The sequence below is a fragment of the Agrobacterium leguminum genome, from assembly GCF_005144435.2.
Classification (GTDB): Bacteria; Pseudomonadota; Alphaproteobacteria; order Rhizobiales; family Rhizobiaceae; genus Agrobacterium; species Agrobacterium leguminum.
In genome coordinates this window covers 1,981,835-2,002,568 of record NZ_CP120212.1, presented here as the reverse complement: position 1 = coordinate 2,002,568, position 20,734 = coordinate 1,981,835, and the positions used below count along the sequence as shown (strand labels likewise).

Annotated in this window: 19 protein-coding genes; 12 read left to right on the top strand and 7 right to left on the bottom strand. The window is 60.8% G+C overall.

Going from position 1 to position 20,734, the window contains the following annotated elements; all coding sequences use genetic code 11:
• Positions 1-83: 83 nt before the first annotated feature.
• From gltX to CFBP4996_RS23695, 3 genes are all read left to right on the top strand, one after another.
• Positions 84-1,541, top strand: a complete 1,458-nt coding sequence (gene gltX, locus CFBP4996_RS23710) for a glutamate--tRNA ligase (RefSeq protein WP_080854793.1) — start codon at positions 84-86, stop codon at positions 1,539-1,541.
• A 251-nt stretch (positions 1,542-1,792) separates the two neighbouring features.
• Complete coding sequence (gene lysS, locus CFBP4996_RS23700; protein ID WP_059759522.1) at positions 1,793-3,292, top strand: lysine--tRNA ligase; 1,500 nt, start codon at positions 1,793-1,795, stop codon at positions 3,290-3,292.
• A gap of 306 nt (positions 3,293-3,598) precedes the next feature.
• Positions 3,599-5,338 (top strand): patatin-like phospholipase family protein, encoded by a 1,740-nt coding sequence (locus CFBP4996_RS23695; protein WP_080853577.1) that lies wholly within the window; start codon positions 3,599-3,601, stop codon positions 5,336-5,338.
• A gap of 54 nt (positions 5,339-5,392) precedes the next feature.
• Here the strand turns inward: CFBP4996_RS23695 and CFBP4996_RS23690 are convergent, their stop codons facing one another.
• Positions 5,393-6,325, bottom strand: coding sequence for a hypothetical protein (locus CFBP4996_RS23690; RefSeq protein ID WP_233283610.1), 933 nt, complete (start codon positions 6,323-6,325; stop codon positions 5,393-5,395).
• A gap of 284 nt (positions 6,326-6,609) precedes the next feature.
• On the opposite strand from CFBP4996_RS23690, the gene CFBP4996_RS23685 reads away from it, so the two are divergent.
• From CFBP4996_RS23685 to CFBP4996_RS23665, 5 genes are all read left to right on the top strand, one after another.
• Positions 6,610-7,500: a metal ABC transporter substrate-binding protein gene (locus CFBP4996_RS23685; protein ID WP_162936025.1), complete on the top strand. Its 891-nt coding sequence runs from the start codon at positions 6,610-6,612 to the stop codon at positions 7,498-7,500.
• A complete protein-coding gene (locus CFBP4996_RS23680; protein ID WP_003523118.1) occupies positions 7,497-8,405 on the top strand; it encodes a manganese/iron ABC transporter ATP-binding protein in 909 nt (302 codons plus the stop codon). Before CFBP4996_RS23685 ends, CFBP4996_RS23680 begins: the two co-directional genes overlap by 4 nt.
• A complete protein-coding gene (locus CFBP4996_RS23675; protein ID WP_035260059.1) occupies positions 8,386-9,246 on the top strand; it encodes a metal ABC transporter permease in 861 nt (286 codons plus the stop codon). Before CFBP4996_RS23680 ends, CFBP4996_RS23675 begins: the two co-directional genes overlap by 20 nt.
• Positions 9,243-10,097, top strand: coding sequence for a metal ABC transporter permease (locus tag CFBP4996_RS23670; RefSeq protein ID WP_080853579.1), 855 nt, complete (start codon positions 9,243-9,245; stop codon positions 10,095-10,097). The genes CFBP4996_RS23675 and CFBP4996_RS23670 overlap by 4 nt, the downstream gene beginning before the upstream one ends.
• A 211-nt stretch (positions 10,098-10,308) precedes the next feature.
• On the top strand, positions 10,309-10,482 hold the full coding sequence (locus CFBP4996_RS23665) for a DUF1328 domain-containing protein (protein ID WP_003499086.1): 174 nt from the start codon (positions 10,309-10,311) through the stop codon (positions 10,480-10,482).
• Positions 10,483-10,539: 57 nt separating this feature from the next.
• Here the strand turns inward: CFBP4996_RS23665 and CFBP4996_RS23660 are convergent, their stop codons facing one another.
• Entirely contained in the window at positions 10,540-11,271 is a 732-nt protein-coding gene (locus CFBP4996_RS23660; protein ID WP_080820621.1) for an SDR family oxidoreductase, read from the bottom strand.
• A gap of 199 nt (positions 11,272-11,470) precedes the next feature.
• Between CFBP4996_RS23660 and CFBP4996_RS23655 the strand changes: the two genes are divergently transcribed.
• Positions 11,471-12,244 (top strand): IclR family transcriptional regulator, encoded by a 774-nt coding sequence (locus tag CFBP4996_RS23655; protein ID WP_080853580.1) that lies wholly within the window; start codon positions 11,471-11,473, stop codon positions 12,242-12,244.
• Positions 12,245-12,349: 105 nt separating this feature from the next.
• On the opposite strand, the gene tal is transcribed toward CFBP4996_RS23655, so the two are convergent.
• Positions 12,350-13,315: a transaldolase gene (tal, locus tag CFBP4996_RS23650; RefSeq protein ID WP_003523123.1), complete on the bottom strand. Its 966-nt coding sequence runs from the start codon at positions 13,313-13,315 to the stop codon at positions 12,350-12,352.
• 194 nt (positions 13,316-13,509) lie between these two features.
• Between tal and CFBP4996_RS23645 the strand changes: the two genes are divergently transcribed.
• On the top strand, positions 13,510-14,508 hold the full coding sequence (locus tag CFBP4996_RS23645; protein WP_080853581.1) for a sugar-binding transcriptional regulator: 999 nt from the start codon (positions 13,510-13,512) through the stop codon (positions 14,506-14,508).
• Between the two features lie 152 nt (positions 14,509-14,660).
• Here CFBP4996_RS23645 and CFBP4996_RS23640 read toward each other — a convergent pair whose 3' ends face one another.
• Positions 14,661-15,533, bottom strand: a complete 873-nt coding sequence (locus tag CFBP4996_RS23640) for a methylated-DNA--[protein]-cysteine S-methyltransferase (RefSeq protein ID WP_080839795.1) — start codon at positions 15,531-15,533, stop codon at positions 14,661-14,663.
• 267 nt (positions 15,534-15,800) lie between these two features.
• Entirely contained in the window at positions 15,801-16,283 is a 483-nt protein-coding gene (locus tag CFBP4996_RS23635; protein ID WP_003523126.1) for a DUF2244 domain-containing protein, read from the bottom strand.
• Between the two features lie 37 nt (positions 16,284-16,320).
• On the opposite strand from CFBP4996_RS23635, the gene nth reads away from it, so the two are divergent.
• Positions 16,321-17,103 carry an endonuclease III gene (nth, locus tag CFBP4996_RS23630; RefSeq protein WP_080853582.1) on the top strand — a complete coding sequence of 261 codons (783 nt, stop codon included), beginning with the start codon at positions 16,321-16,323 and terminating at the stop codon, positions 17,101-17,103.
• Here the strand turns inward: nth and CFBP4996_RS23625 are convergent.
• A complete protein-coding gene (locus CFBP4996_RS23625) occupies positions 17,065-17,802 on the bottom strand; it encodes a sulfate transporter family protein (protein ID WP_080853583.1) in 738 nt (245 codons plus the stop codon). The genes nth and CFBP4996_RS23625 overlap by 39 nt on opposite strands.
• 298 nt (positions 17,803-18,100) lie before the next feature.
• Here CFBP4996_RS23625 and CFBP4996_RS23620 point away from each other — a divergent pair, with 298 nt between their 5' ends.
• Positions 18,101-18,934: a MurR/RpiR family transcriptional regulator gene (locus CFBP4996_RS23620; RefSeq protein ID WP_080853584.1), complete on the top strand. Its 834-nt coding sequence runs from the start codon at positions 18,101-18,103 to the stop codon at positions 18,932-18,934.
• A gap of 213 nt (positions 18,935-19,147) precedes the next feature.
• Here the strand turns inward: CFBP4996_RS23620 and CFBP4996_RS23615 are convergent, their stop codons facing one another.
• On the bottom strand, positions 19,148-20,722 hold the full coding sequence (locus tag CFBP4996_RS23615; RefSeq protein WP_162936026.1) for an FGGY-family carbohydrate kinase: 1,575 nt from the start codon (positions 20,720-20,722) through the stop codon (positions 19,148-19,150).
• Positions 20,723-20,734 lie beyond the last annotated feature (12 nt).

The following is a 20,734-nucleotide window of genomic DNA, read 5'->3' as shown; positions in this document are numbered from 1 at the left end:
TCCTGCCGCATCCAAACGAAAACATCGTGACAGACGGGTGAAACCGCCCCGATGTCACTGCCACGTCACGACGAGTGAATTTCATGACCACTTCCGGCGTTCGCGTCCGCATCGCACCTTCCCCCACCGGCGAGCCGCATGTCGGCACCGCCTATATCGCGCTGTTCAACTATCTCTTCGCCAAGAAACATGGCGGCGAGTTCATCCTGCGCATCGAGGATACCGACGCCACCCGCTCGACCCTCGAATATGAGCAGAAAGTGCTGGAAGCCCTGCGCTGGACCGGGCTGACCTGGTCGGAAGGCCCGGACGTCGGCGGCCCTTACGGTCCCTACCGCCAGTCGGAACGCAAGGCCATGTACTGGCCCTATGCCGAAGAGCTGCTGGAAAAAGGCCATGCCTTCCGCTGTTTCTGCACGCCCGAGCGGCTGGAAGAAATGCGCGAGGCGCAGCGCGCCGCCGGCAAGCCGCCGAAATATGACGGCCACTGCCTTAACCTCAAGGCCGAGGAAGTCACCGCCCGCGTCGCCGCCGGCGAAGCCAACGTCGTGCGCATGAAAATCCCGACCGAAGGCTCGTGCGATTTCCATGACGGCGTTTATGGCGATGTTTCGATCCCGTGGGATTCGGTCGATATGCAGGTGCTGATCAAGGCCGACGGCATGCCGACCTATCACATGGCCAACGTCATCGACGACCATCTGATGAAGATCACCCATGTGGCGCGCGGCGAAGAATGGCTGGCATCCGTGCCCAAGCACATTCTGCTTTACCGTTATTTCGGCTGGGACCAGCCCACGTTCATGCATCTTTCGCTGATGCGCAACGCCGACAAGTCGAAGCTTTCCAAGCGCAAGAACCCGACCTCGATCTCCTATTATTCCGCGCTCGGTTACCTGCCGGAAGCGCTGATGAACTTCCTCGGCCTGTTCTTCATCCAGATCGCCGAAGGCGAAGAACTTCTGACCATGGACGAGCTGGCGGCGAAGTTCGATCCGGAAGCACTGTCCAAGGCCGGCGCGATCTTCGACATCCAGAAGCTGGACTGGCTGAACGGCCGCTGGCTGCGCGAGAAGCTGTCGCCGGAAGAATTCATTGCCCGCACGCTGGAATGGGCGATGGAAAATGCCCGCCTCACCGAAGGCCTGAAGCTTGCCCAGAGCCGCATTTCCAGACTCGGCGAATTGCCGAACCTTGCCGGCTTCCTGCTGGCGAGCGATGTCGGCCTGACGCCGGCTTCCTTCGCGGGTCTCAAGAGCAAACCCGAGGAAATCCACGAAATCCTCACCACCGTTGCCGCCGACCTCGAGAAGATGCCGGACTGGAATGTGGAAGCGATCGAGGCCGAACTGCGCGATGTCGCCGAACGCACGGGCAAGAAGCTGCGCGTCGTGACGCCGCCGCTGTTTGTGGCCATGTCCGGTTCCTCGCGCTCGCTGCCGCTGTTTGACTCGATGGCGCTGCTCGGCCGCTCCGTTGTGCGCCAGCGTTTGAAGATGGCGATTGCCGTCGTGGCCACGATGGTGGGCAGCGGAAGCTGATAGTTATGTGCTGGCGGTGACGCCGGCATACTGAATATACCCCTTTGCTTGGGGCTTACCCCCCTCTGCCCTGCCGGGCATCTCCCCCTCAAGGGGGGAGATCAGGTGCCGCACCCGCTCGTTCCATGGGCAAGGTGCCCGCCGCTTGTCGATCTCCCCCCTTGAGGGGGAGATGCCCGGCAGGGCAGAGGGGGGTAAGCCCCGAGCGCAAAGGGTAATTGCAACGAACAAGCCCTCTGAAGGCGAATACGATGAACGACAAGACGACCGAAACCACCGCCCTCTCCTCCGACGCCACCGAAGTGCGCCGCCAGAAACTCGCGCTGCTGCGCGAGCAGATCGGCGATGTCTATCCGGCGCATTTCCACCGCACGCTGACCAATGCGGAGCTGGCGGAAAAATACGCCGATATCGAAGCCGACGTCGAAACCGGCGATACGGTGACGGTGGCCGGACGCGTTTATTCCTCGCGCAATTCCGGCATGTTCATGGATATCCATGACGCCTCGGGCAAGGTGCAGATCTTCTCCCACAAGGATACGACGCCGGAAGCGGCGCGCAACCTTTTGCCGATGATCGATATCGGCGACATCATCGGCGTGACCGGCAAGGTGCGCCGCACCAAGCGCGGCGAGCTGACGATCAATGCCGAAGAAATCACCATGCTGACGAAGTCGCTGCTGCCGATGCCCGAAAAGTGGCACGGCGTCTCCGACATCGAGCTGCGTTACCGCAAGCGCCATCTCGATATCCTCTCCAACGAGGAATCCAAGCTGCGCTTCCTGCAGCGCTCGAAGATTCTCTCCGGCATCCGCCGCTTCATGGAGGCCGAAGGCTTCCTCGAAGTGGAAACGCCGATGCTGCAGACCATCTATGGCGGCGCGACGGCCGATCCGTTCAAGACCTTCCACAACACGCTGAAGATGGACATGTATCTGCGCATCGCGCCGGAACTGTTCCTGAAGCGCACGCTGGTTTCGGGCCTCACCGACAAGGTCTTCGAAATCAACCGCAACTTCCGCAACGAAGGCGTTTCCACACGGCACAATCCTGAATTCACCATGATGGAGTGCTACTGGGCCTATGCCGACTACGAAGACATCATGGGTCTCGTGGAGCGGCTGTTCGAGACGCTGGCAATTGCCCTGCACGGCACGACCGAAGTTGAATTCCAGGGCCAGACGATCTCCTTCAAGGGCCCGTTCAAGCGCGTGCCTATGCCTGATGCGGTGAAGGAAGCGACCGGTATCGACTTCCTTGCCATCAAGACCGACGAAGAAGCCCGTGCCGCTGCCAAGGCCGCCGGTTTTGCGGTGGAGAAGGACTGGACCTGGGGCGAATGCCTTGCCTTCATCTTTGAAGAAAAGGTGGAAGGCACGCTGATCCAGCCGAGCCACGTCACGCATTTCCCGAAGGACATCTCGCCCTTCGCCAAGGAAGTGCCGGGTGAGCCGCGCCTCGTCGAGCGTTTCGAAAGCTATTGCAACGCCTGGGAAGTGGGCAACGCCTTCTCCGAACTCAACGATCCGGAAGAACAGCGCCGCCGCATGGTGGAACAACTGGAACAGGCGCACGCCCGCGGCGAAAAGGACAAGCAGCTGGACGACGAGTTCCTCGACGCCATCGACCAGGGCATGCCGCCCGCCGGCGGCCTCGGCATCGGCGTCGACCGCCTGATCATGCTTCTGACCAACGCGCCCTCGATCCGCGACGTCATCCTCTTCCCGGCCCGCCGCAACAAGGCGGACTGATCGGACGAAACCAGGGGCGGCCTCGCGGCCGCCTCCCGCTCCCCGATTTTCTCGCTAGTGGCGAAGGGGCGTATTTTCTTGACGTCGGAGAGTGTGGCGAGGTTTCGCCCCACTTGTCTGTCGGTTTTCCTCTCCATAGATAGACGCTCGCAAGTAACTACCCGGCTTTCAGCGAACGGATCGCATAAGTTTATTTAACTTTCAGTAGAATATACTGGCGATATCGCCTCAACTTGTGATACCCATTCTCCATCATTCGCATTGTGTTTGACGGCTTTCGATCAGGAGCCGCCGGGGGAGATACGCATGCCCGAGAATGAGCTTCCCAAATACCAGCCCGATATGTTCGCCGCACCTGAAAAGGAATGCGACGTGGTGATGAAAGGCGGCATCACCTCCGGCGTCGTTTATCCCTATGCGGTTCTGGAACTGGCGCGCCGGTATCGCTTCCGCTCGATAGGCGGCACATCGGCCGGGGCGATTGCCGCCGCCTTTGCGGCAGCGGCGGAATATTCCCGCACGGTCAGAAACGATCCGAATGGCTTCACCCGCCTGCAGGCTCATTGCGACACGATACCCACCATTCTGGACAGGCTTTTCCAGCCGCAGCGCCGTTTTCGCCCGCTGATGCGTTACCTGCTGTGGGCGCAGGCCGGCGGCTGGCCGGGCAAGGTTTTGGGCTTGCTCCTGGCTTTTCCGCTGGCAGCCATAGCTGGCATTGTCATCGGCGCCGGCGCCTTGTGGGTTCTGGGCGGCGGTTGGGCCGGGTCGGTTCTCGGCGGATTGGTGGGAATGCTGGCCGGCATCCTCGGCCAGATCCTGTGGCTGGTTTTCTACCGGCTGCCAAGAGACGGCTTCGGCTTCTGCTCGGGACTAACGGTTTCCGATGCCGAGGTTCCGGGCCTCACGGAATGGCTTCACGCATCGATCCAGGACATCGCTTTCGGCAGCGACGCCGCAACCGCGCCACCGCTGACCTTCGGCGATCTCATCGGCGCGGAGCCGGAGAAGCCGGTCATCAACCTGAAGATGGTCACGACGAACCTGTCGATGCGGCGGCCGCACACGCTTCCGACCACCAGTCTCATGGTGGCTTACGACCCGGCGGAATGGAGCCAGCTCTTTCCCGTTGCCGTGATGAACTGGCTGAAGCAGATCGCAACACCGGGCGGCCCCTTTCCCGAACTCAAGGCTTTTCCGGAGCCCGCCCAGTTGCCGGTCATCATCGCAACGCGCATGAGCCTGAGCTTCCCGGTGCTGTTCAAGGCCATTCCGGCCTATACCAACGATCGCGGCACGCTGGATATCGTGCAGCGTCTCGGCGGCAAAGCACGGCCCGTCATGAAGGCGAAAATCTGGTTCTCCGATGGCGGCATCAGCAGCAACTTCCCCATTCATCTTTTCGATGCCCTGCTTCCGTCGCGCCCCACTTTCGCGCTTAGCCTCGATGAATTGCCGAAATCCATCGCAAGTAGCGGCAAGCGCGTTACGATCCCGCAGGCGGCGGGCGAAGGGATCGGCGTGCCCGTTCACAAGATGGAAAAAATGAGCGGCTTTCTCGGCAGCATCCTCAGCTCGGCGAAAGACTGGCAGGATCAGTCGCTCGCCACCATGCCGGGCCAGAGAGAACGCATCGCCCGCGTTTTCCTCAACGAAGAGGAAGGCGGGCTGAACCTCACCATGCCGCCGGAACGCTCTGCGAAGCTGATGAGCTACGGCCTCGAGGTCGGATCGCTCTTCGCCAACGGCGCGCTGGATTTCGACGAGCATCGCTGGCGACGGACGCTTGTTGCCTATGATCGGCTGGAAGACACGGTGTTTGCGACTGAGCGGCTGTGGAACGAAGGCAAATATCAAGACTGGCTGACGGGCTATATCGACGAGATCGAGAGTTACGAAGCCGTGACAAAGGGTGATCGGGAAAAGCTGATCGCCCGCATTGCCGCCTTTGTCGCCCTGTCGCAGAGTTTCTCTCCGGCAATCGTCAACAAACGGAAGAAATTTCCAAATCCGGCTGGCCGCCTGCGGATCGGGCCGGATATCTGACACGTCAGATGCGAGCCCCGGAAGGATTCGGGGAGAGAAACCGCCCTCGCCCGCTTAGTGGCTCGCGGCCTTTTTCTCCGAACCGGGTTCTTCCGCCGGCGCATTTTCGGCGGCCGGCTTTTCTTCCGCCGCCTGTGCGGTTGTCGAGCCTTTGCCGAAGATCAGCGATTTCAGATAGGACAGGCTGAAGATGCTGCCGCCATCGGCTTCCGGCGTCGAGGTCAGAAGTTCGTCGGCAGCCGGTTCGCCATGCGCTTCGGGAGATGGGGTTTCGCCATGGGCCGCTCCGCCGTCCCTGGTTTCCGCCGGCGCGCCGCCGTGGCCGCCCGCGCCGTCATCTTTGGTTTCGCCGTGTCCCGTCGCACTTTTCGCGGGTTTTGCTTCATGGCCTTCAGAACCGCCATCGAGAGCCGGGGTCGCACAATCGGCCGAATCGCTGAGGCCTGCCGCCAGCGCCTCCGCATCTTCCAGCGGCAGATCGATACGCAACCCGTAAAACTGGCCGCTGGCATTGGCGGCGCCATCGTAATAAAAGGCCGAATAACGATGGGCATCCGCGCCTTCGGGAATTTTTGCCGGATCGGGAATGAAAACCACCTGTGCGGCAATGGCACGGCCACGCATTTCCGAGCGCAGCTGCGGACCGTTCTTGTCGAGCACGGAGACCTGAACCAGATCGGGTTTCTGCTTGTCGTAAACCGCCCTTGCGACACGAAGCGCAGTCTTCAGCCGCTCTGTGCCGTCACCGCCCTGGGTGCGAATGAATTTGCGGATCCATAAGGAACCGTTCTTGCGGATATTGACCGTCTGGACCGAGTCGCAGGAAAGCCCGTTGGTGGAGGCATAGGATGGGCCGAGCAGCCGCTCGCTGCCGATAAACACGGCAGCAGAGCCGGTCGCACCCGCCAAAAGCAGGATCCCGCCTCCAATCATAACGAGCTTGCGCGAAAACCGCATTCGTCCGAATACAGCTTTCACCCGCAACATCCTGACATCAAGTACCCCGTCTTACGCCCTCACCCCAAAACGTGGCTCGAAGGATGAGGAACACACGCGGGACAAGCTCCGGACCACGCTGTCCGAGCCTTGCGATAGTGCCGCTTTCTCATTGAAAAAAGTTTAATCCCGCCGGCGCAACACCGGCAAAAACGCACCATTTTCGGACATTTGCGAAATGCGCTAATTTGCGAATGATTTGCAATAGCGTTGACAAGCGTGATTTTATAACAGATGGTATTGCGAATTAATCGCAACAAAATCTGGTGAGCCCCGTGAACTTCCATAAAATCCGCCACGCCATTTTCGCTTTTTCGCTTTTTCTTCCCGGCGTCGCCCTCGCTCAGGAAAAACCGACCGTCGTGACGACCTTCACCATCATCGCCGACATGGCGCGCAATGTGGCGGGCGATGCGGCCGAGGTGGAAAGCATTACCAAGCCGGGCGCTGAAATTCACAACTACCAGCCGACACCGCGCGATATTCTCAAAGCCCGCAAGGCCGATCTGGTGCTTCGCAATGGCCTCAATCTGGAATTGTGGTTCGAAAAGTTCCTGGCCAATCTTTCCGGCGTGCCAAGCGTGACGGTGAGCGAAGGCGTGGAACCCATGGCGATCAGCGGCGGCGCCTATCAGGGCAAACCCAATCCGCACGCCTGGATGTCCCCCGATAACGCCTTGATCTACGTGGAAAATATCCGCAAGGGCCTGACCGAGATCGACCCCGCCCATGCCGATGTCTATGCCGCCAATGCCAAGGCCTATTCGGACAAGATCAGAGCCACCGTACAGCCGATCCGCGACACGCTTTCCGTTCTGCCTGAATACAAGCGCTGGTTGGTAACGAGCGAAGGCGCGTTTTCTTATCTCGCCCGCGATTTCGGCCTGAAGGAACTGTTCCTGTGGCCGGTCAATGCCGACAGCCAGGGCACACCGCAGCAGGTGCGCGGCGTGATCGACGCCATGCGCGAGCACAATATCCACGTCATATTCAGCGAAAGCACGGTTTCCGCCGATCCCGCCCAGCAGGTGGCCAAGGAAACCGGCGCGGCCTATGGCGGCATCCTCTATGTGGACTCGCTGAGCGAGGCGGACGGCCCGGTTCCGACCTATCTGGACCTCCTGCGTGTAACCAGCGAAACCATCGCCAAGGGGCTGTCTTCATGAGAATGGGCAGTAAAAAATCAGGCGGCGGCCTGACGGTTCAAAATGCGACAGTGACCTATCGAAACGGCCACACCGCATTAAGAAATGCCAGCTTTTCCATCCCCCGCGGAACGATCACTGCACTTGTCGGCGTCAATGGCGCCGGCAAGTCCACGATTTTCAAGGCCATCATGGGTTTCGTGCCGCTGGCCGCCGGTTCAGTCTCGATCTTCGACCTGCCGGTGAAGGAAGCGCTCAGGAAAAACCTCGTCGCTTATGTGCCGCAGGCCGAAGAAGTGGACTGGAGCTTTCCGGTGCTGGTGGAGGATGTGGTGATGATGGGTCGTTACGGCCACATGAATTTCCTGCGCATCCCCTCGAAACGAGACCATCACATGGTCGAAGAGGCGCTGAAACGCGTCAACATGCTCGATTATCGCAAACGCCAGATCGGCGAACTCTCCGGCGGGCAGAAGAAGCGGGTGTTTCTGGCCCGCGCGCTGGCGCAGGAGGGTCAGGTCATCCTGCTGGACGAGCCTTTCACCGGTGTCGACGTGACGACGGAAGAGCAGATCGTCGCACTTTTGAAGGCGCTGCGCGACGAGGGCCGGGTCATGCTGGTCTCCACCCATAATCTCGGCAGCGTGCCGGAATTCTGTGACCGCGCCGTCTTCGTCAAGGGCACGGTGCTGGCATCGGGCAAGACGGCGGATACCTTCAACGAGGAGAACCTGCAAAAAGCCTTCGGCGGCAGCCTGCGCCACTTCGTGCTTGGCGGGGCAGACCTGCATAACGACGCCGATCCGCGCCGGGTGAAGGTCATTACCGATGACGAGCGACCTTTCGTGATTTACGGCAAGAATGGCCAGAACGGGCGCGATCCTGAGGCTCCGAAAGAAAAAGTCGATGATAAACAGCCTTCTTGAGCCCTTCACTTACGGTTATATGCTGAACGCCATCTGGGTCAGCGCACTGGTGGGCGGCGTCTGCGGTTTTCTCTCGGCCTATCTGATGCTGAAGGGCTGGTCGCTGATCGGCGATGCGCTTTCCCATGCCATCGTTCCGGGTGTGGCGGGCGCCTATATGCTGGGCCTGCCCTTTTCGCTCGGCGCGTTCCTTTCTGGCGGGCTTGCGGCCGGTTCCATGCTGTTCCTGAACCAGAAGACGCGGCTGAAGGAAGACGCGATCATCGGGCTGATCTTCACCTCGTTTTTCGGGCTTGGCCTGTTCATGGTGTCGCTCTCGCCCACCTCGGTGAATATCCAGACCATCGTGCTCGGCAATATTCTGGCGATCACCGCCGAAGACACCATCCAGCTCGCGCTGATCGGCGGCATCAGCCTCATCGTGCTGGCACTGAAATGGCGTGACTTCATGGTGGTGTTCTTCGATGAGAACCACGCCCGCACCGTGGGGCTGAAGCCGGAAGTGCTGAAGGTGATCTTCTTCACCCTGCTGGCCGCTTCCACGGTTGCCGCCCTTCAGACCGTCGGGGCATTCCTCGTCGTCGCCATGGTGGTGACGCCCGGCGCCACCGCCTATCTCTTGACTGACCGTTTCGAGCGGCTGATCCTGATGAGCCTCATCATCGGCGCGGCCACCAGCTTCGTCGGCGCTTATCTCAGCTATTTTCTCGATGGCGCGACCGGCGGCGTCATCGTTGTGCTGCAGACCGCGATCTTCCTTGCCGCTTTTGTCTTTGCGCCCAAGCACGGGCTTCTCGCCTCCAGGGCCAAGGCCCGCAAGGCGCTGGGGGAAACGCCATGAGCGAATATCTCGAACTCGCCATGCTGCCGTTTCAGCTGCCCTTCATGCAATATGCCTTCGTGATCACTTTGATGATCGCGGTTCCCATGGCGATGCTCTCCTGTCTTCTGGTGCTGAAGGGCTGGTCGCTGATGGGCGATGCGGTTTCCCACGCCGTGCTGCCCGGCGTGGTGCTGGCCTATATCGTCAACATCCCGCTTTCCATCGGCGCTTTCATCGCCGGCATGATCTGCGCGCTCGGCACCGGTTTCATCAAGGAAAACAGCCGCATCAAGGAAGACACGGTGCTCGGCATCGTCTTTTCCGGCATGTTCGGGCTGGGGCTGGTGCTTTATGTGAAGGTGCAGAGCGATGTGCATCTCGACCACATTCTCTTCGGCGACATGCTGGGCATTGCGCCGTCGGATATGCTGGAGACGGGCCTGATCGCACTTTTCGCCACGCTGTTTCTCGGCATTCTGCGCAAGGATCTGCTGGTCAACGCCTTCGACGCGCAGCATGCGAAAGCCATCGGCCTGCCGGTGCGTATCCTGCATTATGGCCTGCTGATGGTTCTGTCGCTCACCGTCGTCGGGGCGCTGAAGGCAGTGGGCATCATCCTCTCGGTCGCCATGCTGGTCGCGCCGGGCGCAATCGCCTTCCTGCTGACCCGGCGTTTTTCCGCCATGCTGCTGGTGGCCATTGCGGTGGCGATAACCTCATCGCTGGCAGGCATATGGCTGAGCTTCCTCATCGACAGCGCGCCGGCTCCCACCATCGTCATGTTCATGAGCCTTGCTTTCGTCGCCACCTTCATTCGCACCATCTGGCATGCCCGCCGGATCGATGCGGCGCGTGAAACGGGTTTCTAGAGCTTTTCCAGGAAAAGTGGAGCCCGGTTTTCCATCCGGAAATGCGCCAAAACAAAGAGTTAGAGTGTTTTCGCTATTCGAAGAAAAGCGAAAACACTCTAAAACAACGATTTTTGCGGGCGTATGGAACATTTTCGCCTTTTGCGCGTCATTTTACCGAGCCTGTCGCGGGGCGGCGGGCTCGGGAAAATTATGCAAAAGGGGAAGCGCCATGCTGAAGTGGGCTCTTATTTTCTTTGTTATCTCTTTGATCGCGGGCGTATTCGGCTTTACCGGCATTTCGGCAGCCGCGGCGGGCGTGGCCCGAATCCTGTTCTTCATCGCCGTGGTGATCTTCCTGGTCTTCCTCGTGCTTGCACTGATGGCCGGAAGCGCCGTCGTCTGAACGAAAAAGGCGGCCGGTTTTCACGCCGGTCGCCTCTCCTCTCTCCCTTAAAAAGATTCAGCCAGTCCAGCCGCCATCAATGACGTGAATCTGGCCGGTGGTGAAACCTGCCTCGTCCGAAGCGAGATAGGTAACCAGCGCTGCGATTTCTTCCGGCGTGGCGATACGGCCCATCGGTTGGCGGGCGATGAAATCGGCCAGCGCCTGTTCGTAATTGCCGGTGGCGCGCAGGCGGTCATGCAGGGACGGGCTATCGACCGTGCCGGGGCAGATGGCGTTGCAGCGAATGCCCCTGGTGACGAAATCGGCCGCAATCGCCTTGGTCAGACCCACCACGGCCGCCTTGGAGGCGGTATAGGCGAAACGGTTCGGCACGCCCTTCACACTGGAAGCGACGGAGGACATGTTGACGATTGCGCCCTTGCCCTTTTCCAGCATGCCGGGCAGGAAGGCGCGGCAGGTGCGATACATAGCCTTGGCGTTGAGATCGAAGGAAAAATCCCAATCCTTTTCTTCGCATTCGAGGATGGTGCCGGAATGAACGAAACCCGCGCAGTTGAACAGCACGTCCGCATGGCCGATATCGGCGGCGAAGTCTTTGACGCCATCGCCATCCAGCACGTTCAGAACCCGGGTTTCCGCACCCTTCAGCGTCGAAAGCGCCTGCTCATTGATATCGGTGGCGATGACGCGCGCGCCGAGCGAGACGAACCGCTCTGCCGCCGCCCGGCCGATACCCTGACCGGCGGCGGTGATCACCACTGTCCGGCCGTTAAAATCCTGCACCATGAATAGCCTCCCGCTAAGGCCCGTCCGCCCTTCGGGGACCGGACCGCTGAATTTCGATGATCTCAAATATGGATCGACAATTCATATGTAAACGCGGTATTCATATGGCGTCAAGCAAACTTGCGTCGATGTCGGCTATCGGGCAACCATATTTTCAGGCTGCCCACCCGGCGACCGCGCAAAACACTATCGAGGCCAGATGACCGACGACGACAGCGAAAGATATCGCGCTCCCGCCCTCGACAAGGGTCTGGACATTCTCGAACTTCTGGCCCGCACCGATGGCGGGCTGACGCAGATCGAGATCGCCAAGTCTATCGGCAAAAGCCCGAACGAGCTTTATCGCATGCTGGACCGGCTGGTGCGCCGCGGCTATGTGCAGCGGCTTGACGGCGACCGCTTCTCATTGACGCTGAAGATGTTCGGGCTGGCGCATTTCCACGCGCCGATCCGCCGGCTGGTTTCTTTCGCCGCACCGGTCATGCGCGATTTTTCGGCAAGCGCCGAGCAGGCCTGTCATCTGGCGGTTTATGATCGCGGCAGCGTCGTCGTCATCGCCCAGCAGGAATCATCCACCTATTGGGCCATGTCCATGCGGGTCGGCGCGCAGATGAGCCTGTTCCACACCGGCTCCGGCCATGTGCTTCTGGCCTTCCAGACGGAAGCGCAGCGCCAGATCATGATAACCGAACAGGTGCGCGGCGGCGGCGAAACCGTGCCGCCGGACCTTGCCGGGCGGCTGGCGGAGGTGCGCAAAAACGGTTTCGAATCCATGGACAGCCTTCAGACCGCCGGCGTACGCAATATTTCCGCCCCGGTGCTGACGCTGGACGGTACGGCGCTTGCCGTCATCACCTGCCCCTATATCACGCCGCTCGGCGGCAAGGCCCCGACACGCGAGACCTGTGAAGCCCTGATCCGCGAGGCGGCAAAACGGATTTCCGAAGTGGCGACGGGAAACGGAAATTCCTGAAACGCACAAAAAAACGCGACCGGCAGGGACCCGATCGCGTTTTGAGTGACTGGAGATTTATATCTCTTAAACGTGGGGGAACGTGGATGGTTCCCCCTTTTTGTATCAGGCCGCAGCCAGCGTCAGTTCCTTGCGGACCATTTCGCGCAGCGTCACCAGATCCTTGGCGAAGAGGCGGATGCCTTCCGAGAGCTTCTCGGTGGCCATCGCATCTTCGTTGAGCGCCCAGCGGAATGCCTTTTCGTCGAGCGACTGCAGCGGCTCTGCCTTGATATTGTCGGGCGAAAGCTTGCGCTCCAGCTTGCCGCTGTCCTTGTCCAGCTCTTCCAGCAGTGCCGGGCTGATCGTCAGGCGGTCGCAACCGGCCAGCGCTTCGATTTCGCCGACATTGCGGAAGGAGGCGCCCATGACGACGGTGCTGATGCCATTGGCCTTGTAGTAATTGTAGATGCTGCGCACCGAAACGACGCCCGGATCGGTTTCGGCGGTGTAGGTCTCACCGGTGGACTTCTTGTACCAGTCGAGAATACGGCCGACGAAGGGCGAGATGAGGAAGACCTTGGCTTCGGCGCAGGCAATCGCCTGGGCCTGAGAGAAGAGCAGGGTCAGGTTGCAGTCGATGCCTTCGGACTGGAGAACTTCGGCAGCCTTGATGCCTTCCCAGGTGGAGGCGAGCTTGATGAGGATGCGTTCACGCTCGATGCCGCGCTCCTTATAGGCGGCGATAATGTGGCGCGCCTTGGTGATGGAGGCTTGCGTATCGAAGGAGAGGTCGGCATCGACTTCGGTCGACACACGGCCGGGAACGAGGCCGGCAAGGGCCGCACCGACGGAAATGGCAAGACGGTCGGCAACGGCAGCGACGACGGCGTCGGACTGGCCGCCCTGCTTCTTGCCCCAGGCGACGGCTTCCTTCACCGCATCGGCAAAGGCCGGTGTGCCGAGCGCCTTCAGAACGATGGTGGGGTTGGTGGTGCAATCCACCGGCTTCAGGCGCGCAACCGCCTCGATATCGCCGGTATCGGCAACGACCGTGGTGATGGCGCGAAGTTGTTCGAGTTTGGACGTCATATCGAATGATCCTTCATGATCTCTTGAAAACTTGCTCTGCCGTCATTTCGTTCCCGCACCAAGGGTGCGCCCAAGGCCGAAATCGCGGTTTGTCCGGCTCCGACTATCGCAAGCGGCAAGGTCGAAAGTCAAGACATTTGCGCATCGCAATTGACATAAGTTTCACGCCTGCGATACTCGGCCGCTAATAAAGAATGGCGGAAACCGTGGCGAAACTGAGAAGAGAAACCCATACGGCCTATTCGGAAGCGGCGTCTCTGCGGCTGCGCGCCGCATGGCTCTATTATAATCAGGGCATGACGCAGAAAGACGTCGCAGAAAAACTCGGCATCAGCCGCTCCACCGTCATCCGCCTGCTGGACGAGGCGATGAAACGCTCCGAAGTACAGATATGGATCAACGAAGGCATCGAGGACTTCGTCGAGCTGGCCGGCCGGCTGGAGGCGGCTTATGGGCTGGACGAGGCGGTGATCATCCCTTCCCCCGGCCCATCCCCGGATAAGACGAATGCCGAAGGCACGGCCAAGGCGGTCGGGCTGGCGCTCGGGCAATTCCTCTCCGAAGCGGTGCCGAACGAGGCCACCATCGGCGTCGGCTGGGGCCGCACCATGACCGCCTCGCTTTCCAGCTTCCGCCCGCCGCGCCGGGAAAATTGCAAGGTCGTCTCGCTGCTCGGCGGTATCGTCGCCGTGCACCAGACCAACCCGCTCGATTACACCTGGCGGCTGGCAAGCGCGCTCGGGGCGGAATGTTACATGTTCCTTGCGCCGCTGCTGGTGGATTCGGTTGAGACCAAACGGGCGCTGATCGAAAAATGCGGGCTTGCGACGCTTTACGATCTCGCCGAAACGCTCGATCTCGCCATCGTCTCCTGCGGCGATATCGGGCCGCATTCGACCTCGCTGTCGGAGGGTTTCATTTCCAAGGCGACGCTGCAGGAACTCATCGATGCCGGCTGCGTCTGCGACACCATGTTCAATTTCATCGATGCCGAAGGTCGCTCGGTCGATCACCCGATCAACCAGCGCGCCATGGCAATCGATCTCGATACGCTGCGCAAGGCCAAACACATCGTGCTGGCCTCCGGCGGCGCCCACCGCGCCATCGCCATCCGCGCCACGATCAAGCGGATCGGCTGCAATACGCTGATAACAGACGAGGCGGCGGCGCTGGCGTTGATGGAGCTGGTTTAGGCTTCGTCAGTCGATTTAGGCCCGCCCTCATTCCTGTGCTTGTCACAGGAATCCAGTCGGCGCGCGTCTGCGCGACGGGAAGAGTCTTTTCAACCCAAGGACTTGGGTTGGCTGGATCCCTGTGACAAGCACAGGGATGAGGGAAACCGGCGTCACACCTTCCCCGTTTCCCAACCGAGCATCGCCCGCTTGCGGGTCAGGCCCCAGTGATAGCCCGTCAGAGCCCCGCTTTTACCGACGGCGCGATGGCAGGGAACGACGAAGGAGACCGGGTTGGCGCCGACGGCAGCACCGACCGCACGCGACGCGGTGGGCTGGCCGATATCGCAGGCGATGTGCGAATAGGTAACCGCGCGGCCCATCGGGATTTTCAGGAGGCTTTCCCAGACCCGTACCTGAAAATCCGTGCCGAGCAGCACGACACGCAGCGGCCTGTCCGCCGACCACATGGACGGGTCGAAGATGCGCGCGGCGTAGGGTGCCGTCGCTTCGCGATCCTCGACATAATCGGCATTCGGCCAGCGGCCGGCCATGTCCTCGAAACAGGCCCTTTCCTCACCCGGATCGGCAAAGGCGCAGCCGGCAAGGCCACGATCTGTCACCATGACCAGCGCAAGCCCGAAGGGCGAGGTGTGGAAACCGTAACGGATCGTCAGCCCTCCGCCCTTGGCCTTCCATTCGCCGGGAGACATGGCCTCATGGGTGACGAACAGATCGTGCAGGCGTCCCGGCCCAGACATGCCGACCTCGATTGAGGTTTCCAGCAGCGGCAAATCCTCTTCGCGCAACAGCCGCTTGGCATGATCGAGCGTCACGGCCTGCAGGAATGCCTTGGGCGAAAGACCGGCCCAGCGGGTGAAGGTCTTCTGCAATTGCGTCGGCGACTGGCCGAGCTCTGCGGCAATGGCTTCGAGGGAGGGCTGCTCGCGATAATCCAGCGTCAAAAGCTCGATAACCCCGCGCACCGTGTCGTAATCCGTTCCGATGGGGGTGATATCTTCGTTCAGCGTAATATTGGCGTTCATCGCAAATCTCCTAACGGGTAAGAGAAAACCATTAAAGCGACTTCGTCTCCACCCGTTTCTTGCGCGGCATTACGATACGCAAGGAATGTTCGTTAGCCGGAACACCCACGCACCCTCATTCCTGTGCTTGTCACAGGAATCCAGCCGACACGCGTCCGCGTGGCGAGGGACTCTTTTCAGCCCAAAGACTTGGGCTGGCTGGATCCCTGTGACGAGCACAGGGATGAGGGAAAGAGACCACCGCGCCACGACAACCTTCTGATCCGCTCACATCCGCCGCCGCACAGTCGCCAGCGCACCGCCGAAAGCCTTGGCGAAACTTTCCCGGTCATCCGGATTGAGAAACGAACCGATATCGGTCGCCCGGCCTTCACCCGTCACATGCATGGAGACGATGCCGATCTCATCGTGCCGCCTCACCCTGAAGCGCGCCCAGAAGGGATTGAAGCGATGTTCCACCATCCGCCCGGCGGGAGAGAATTTGCGGATCGAGAGGCTGGTGCGCGAGACGCTGACCTCTTCCCGCGCTTTCGCCGCCCGATAATTGGCGCGAAAGGCGGCATAAAGCAGCAGAAAATCCAGCCCGAAGAACAGGCCGACCGGCCATGCCCCGGTGGCGAGGAAAAAGCCGCCATAGACAAGGCAGGCCAGGCCGGAGAAAAGCAGGAGCAGCCGGAAACCCCTTCTGCCAAGCGAACGGTGCGGAACGAGTTCCGCCGCGAAAATCGGCTGGTCGTTGAGCGTATCCACGTTGCTTTCCTCAGGGCGGGCTGGCTATAGATAGTCCATGACAGTCGCCAAAAAACGATCCAGCACCCAAACATTGAAAAAGTCAAATCCGGCATCCGCGCGCAAGCCGGCGCGGGTGAAAACGGCCTATTCCAAGGACGAGCTCACCGAGATTTTCCGGCGTTTTTCCATTCAGCGACCGGAGCCGAAAGGCGAGCTGGAACATACCAATCCCTTTACCCTGCTGGTGGCCGTGGCGCTTTCCGCGCAGGCGACCGATGTGGGCGTGAACCGGGCCACACGCGCGCTGTTCAAGGTGGCCGATACGCCGGAAAAGATGCTGGCGCTCGGCGAGGAAGAACTGATCGGTTATATCAAGACCATCGGGCTTTACCGCAACAAGGCGAAAAACGTCATCGCCCTGTCGCAGATGCTGATCGACAATTTCGGCGGCGAGGTGCCGAAAACCCGCGAGGAGCTGGTGACACTGCCGGGTGTGGGCCGCAAGACGGCCAATGTGGTGATGTCCATGGCCTTCGGCGTGCCCACGCTTGCGGTGGATACCCACGTCTTCCGCATTGCCAACCGGCTCTGTCTTGCGCCGGGCAAAACCCCTGACGAGGTTGAAGACCGGCTGATCCGCATCATTCCAGAACAATATCTGTTCCACGCCCATCACTGGCTGATCCTGCATGGGCGTTATTGCTGCAAGGCGCGCAAACCGGAATGCGAGCGCTGCGTGATTGCCGATATCTGCAAATCGCCGGAAAAGACCTTCGATATTCCAGCGCCGCTGGTGGAATTACCCGCGCAGCTGTTCGGTGCGGCCAGCGGCGAATGATGGATCGCGCCGGCTGACGGCCTTGTGCAGATGCACCATCATCGAGGCGGCAAAAAGCGGCGTCAACAGGTTGAGGAACGGCACCGCCAGGAAGGCCGCGATCACCAGCCCGGCCATGAAGACGGTGGTGCGGTGTTTTGAACGGAACAACCTCGCTTCGGCGGGCGAGCGGAAACGCATCGCCGCGAATTCGAAGAATTCCCGGCCGAGCAGATAGCCGTTCACCAGGAAAAACGCGATAAGATTGATACCCGGCACCAGAAGCAGCAACAGCGCGACAAGGTTGCCGGCAATGACGACACCGAAGAACTTGATGGACGACAGAACGGCCTCGCCGACCGGCATCGCCTTGCCCGGTGGATCGTTCGGATAGTTCTTTTTCTCAACCACTTCGGCGACATCGTCGAGAAACAGGCCGGCAATGACGGCGGTGACCGGCGAAATGAGCAGCGCGAGCGCCAGCGCCAGCCCGATGCCGGCGAAAATGGCGAAAACGAAAGTCAGCCAGCCCGCCCAGTCCGGTACGCCGGGGATCAGCGTATCCACCCACGGCAGGGCAAAATAAATGAAGATCGAGCGGATGGCGAACCACAGCGCCGCAAGCACGAGAAGCGTGAGCCCCAGAACCTTCCAGAAGACCGACCGGGTTTCGGCGGCAAAGAGATTGTGGAAGGCAAGCCTCGCCGCATCAAAAATCATCCGGAACTCCTCGACGCCTTTCGCGTTGAAACACACTTACCAGACGAGAGATAAGCGCTGCCCGCCCACTCTGCAAGACGGACGGAAAGATGCCAAATGGCTGGATTTAAACCGCAGATGGAATTTCTCTTGAATAAAAGGTATCTCTAAAATATAATAATATACCTATTACATTTCGCATTCCGGTCCGGTGGAGGACAAGGCCGGAAAAGCTATCCCCCACCGTCAAATTGCGGTTCGCACGCTCGTTTGCGCGCGCGCATGCATCATCGTTCAATAAAGATAAAAGAATGAGGCGTTGGTGGAAAAGCTGCTGTTGAACCTTACGCGCGCCATGAAGGCAGGCACCCCTTCAGAGCGCAAGATCGCCAAATATCTGATCGAACATCTGGACGAATTGCCGTTCGAGACGGCGCAGACGCTGGCCGCCAAGCTCAGCCTCAGTCCGATGACGGTCGGCCGTTTCCTGCGCTCGCTGGGATACCGGCAATTCAGCGATATACGCGCCGATCTGCGCCATGCCGAAGAAACGGCCGGCGCGGACCAGCCCGCCATGGCCGAAGGCGGCGAACGCCATTCCAACCCGTTTTCGCAGCTTCTGTCGCAGCAGATTCAGGCCATCCAGACCGCTTTCGACATGACCACCCAATCGGTCTGGCGGGTCGCCATGAACGAGATCGCCACGGCGGGCAATGTTTTTCTGGCAACCTCTCCGGAAGGTCTCGATGCCGGGCGGCATTTTTACGGGCGGCTTCTGGAGAGCCGGGGCCATATCCATTATCTCGGCAGCGACAGCGCGGCCTATGTCGCCCTGTGGGATTTCGACCCCGCGCAGGCGCTGCTCGTCATCATGGATTGCGGCGGCGCCCTGTCGCCCCTGCAACGCCTGTCGGCAATGGCGCGCAAGAGCGGCTACAGGACATTGCTGATCACCACACGCTTTTATGAATGGGGACCGGAAAGCGCCGATCTCTGCCTTGCCATGCCGCAGGCGCAGAATGGCGGCCAGGGCCTGCTGCAACTGGTCTCCCTGCTGGAATTCACCCTCTGTGCGCTTGGCGCCAGCGCCGATGACAGCGGCAGGGCAAGGGCAAAGAACCTCACGGCCCTGAAACGCGCGCTGCGCAGCTAATTGCGCTTGGCGGCAATACGGGGCAGAGAGATCGAGTGGTTACCGCTCGTTTTTTCTCCTCGTCGGGGAGAAGGTCGCGGCAGCGGGATGAAGGGGCTAGAGTGCGTTTTATCGCTGGCGTTCCCCCTCATCCGGCCCTTCGGGCCACCTTCTCCCCGGCGGGGAGAAGAAATGAGCGGCATCCGTCGAAGCCAGCCATTGGCCTTTAGAAAGTCAAAGGCTTTCCAGTTCCTGGCGATGGCGGTGCATGGCGAGAAAACGGCGATAATCCCGCTCATAACGGGGGCCACGCGCCGGATTGCCTGATATTTCCGCATTGCCCGGATACATGGCGGCCCCTGCTGCCGCAAGGTTCGCATGCACCCCGCCGGCCGTCGCCGCCGTCATCGCCGTGCCGAGCAGCACCGCATCGGCGGTGGCGGGAACGACGATGCGCTTGCCCGTCACATCGGCATAAAGCTCCATCAGCAGCGGGTTCTTCACGTGCCCGCCGGTAACGTGCAGGCTTTCCACCGCATAACCGAAACGCTCCATCGCATCGAGCACATGGCGCGCGCCGAGCGCAATGGCGACGGCCGTGCGCCAGTAAAGACGGCAGAGACTGTCGAAAGACGTATCCAAAGTCAGCCCGCTAATGACGCCGACGGCATGGGGATCGGCAAGCGGCGAGCGGTTGCCGTGGAAATCCGGCAGCACATGCAGCCGCTCGGCGAAGGCCTCGCCCTCAAGCGCGCGCAATTCCGTTACCCGCGCAACGATGCGGGCATGCAGCGCCGTATCCGGCTCACCGCCAGCCGCATGCATGCGCACGATATGGTCGAGCAGCGCGCCGGTGGCCGATTGCCCGCCCTCCACCAGCCAGTGACCCGGCAGGATCGCCTGCCAATAGGGACCCCAGAGGCTGTGGCCGGGCATCTGCCGCTCCGACATGGCGACAAGGCAGCTCGATGTACCGGCGATCAGCGCCACATGCCGGCCCACATCCGCAGACAGGCAGCCGCCCAACGCACCGAGCGCGCCGGCATAGGCGTCGATCATGCCCGCCGCCACCTGGCAACCGATATCGAGACCCAGTTCGGCGGCCGCTTCGGGCGAAAGCGGGCCGATGCTATCACCCGGCATTACCGTGGTTTCGGGCAATCCCGCCCGCTCTTTCAGATCGGCAAGGCCAGCCAGTTCCAGATAATCCGCCTGCCAGCCGGGATTTTCCTGCGCCAGAAAATTCCACTTCGCCGTCTGCGTGCAATTTGAGCGCTGCGCTGAACCGGTCGCCCTCCACGTCAGGAAATCCGCCAGATCGAAGGCGAAGGACATGCGCGACCAGCTTGCCGGCATATGCGTCTTCAGCCACATCAGCTTCGGCATCTGCATTTCCGGCGAGACGCTGTTGCCGGCAAAATCCAGCACCCGGTGGCCGGATGCCGTCAGCCGGTCGGCCTCGTCGATTGCCCGGTGATCGAGCCAGACGATGGTGTCGAACCGATCCTCCCCGGTAACGGAAACCGAAACCGGCTCACCCCGCCCATCGCGGATGACCAGCGAGCAGGTGGCGTCGAAACCGATGGCGGCGACGCTTTGCGGTGAAACACCGGCCTCGGCAAGCGCTGCCCTCACCACGATGCAGACCGCGTTCCATATGTCGGTGGAATCGTGCTCGGCGTGGTTTTCCTGCGGCCTCCGCATCAGGATGGGATGGGTGGAGCGGGCAAGAAGCCGGCCGGCCGGATCGAAAATGCCGGCCCGGGCGCTGGCGGTGCCGACATCGACAGCGACGAGATTTTGACGCATCAAGACTGCAAT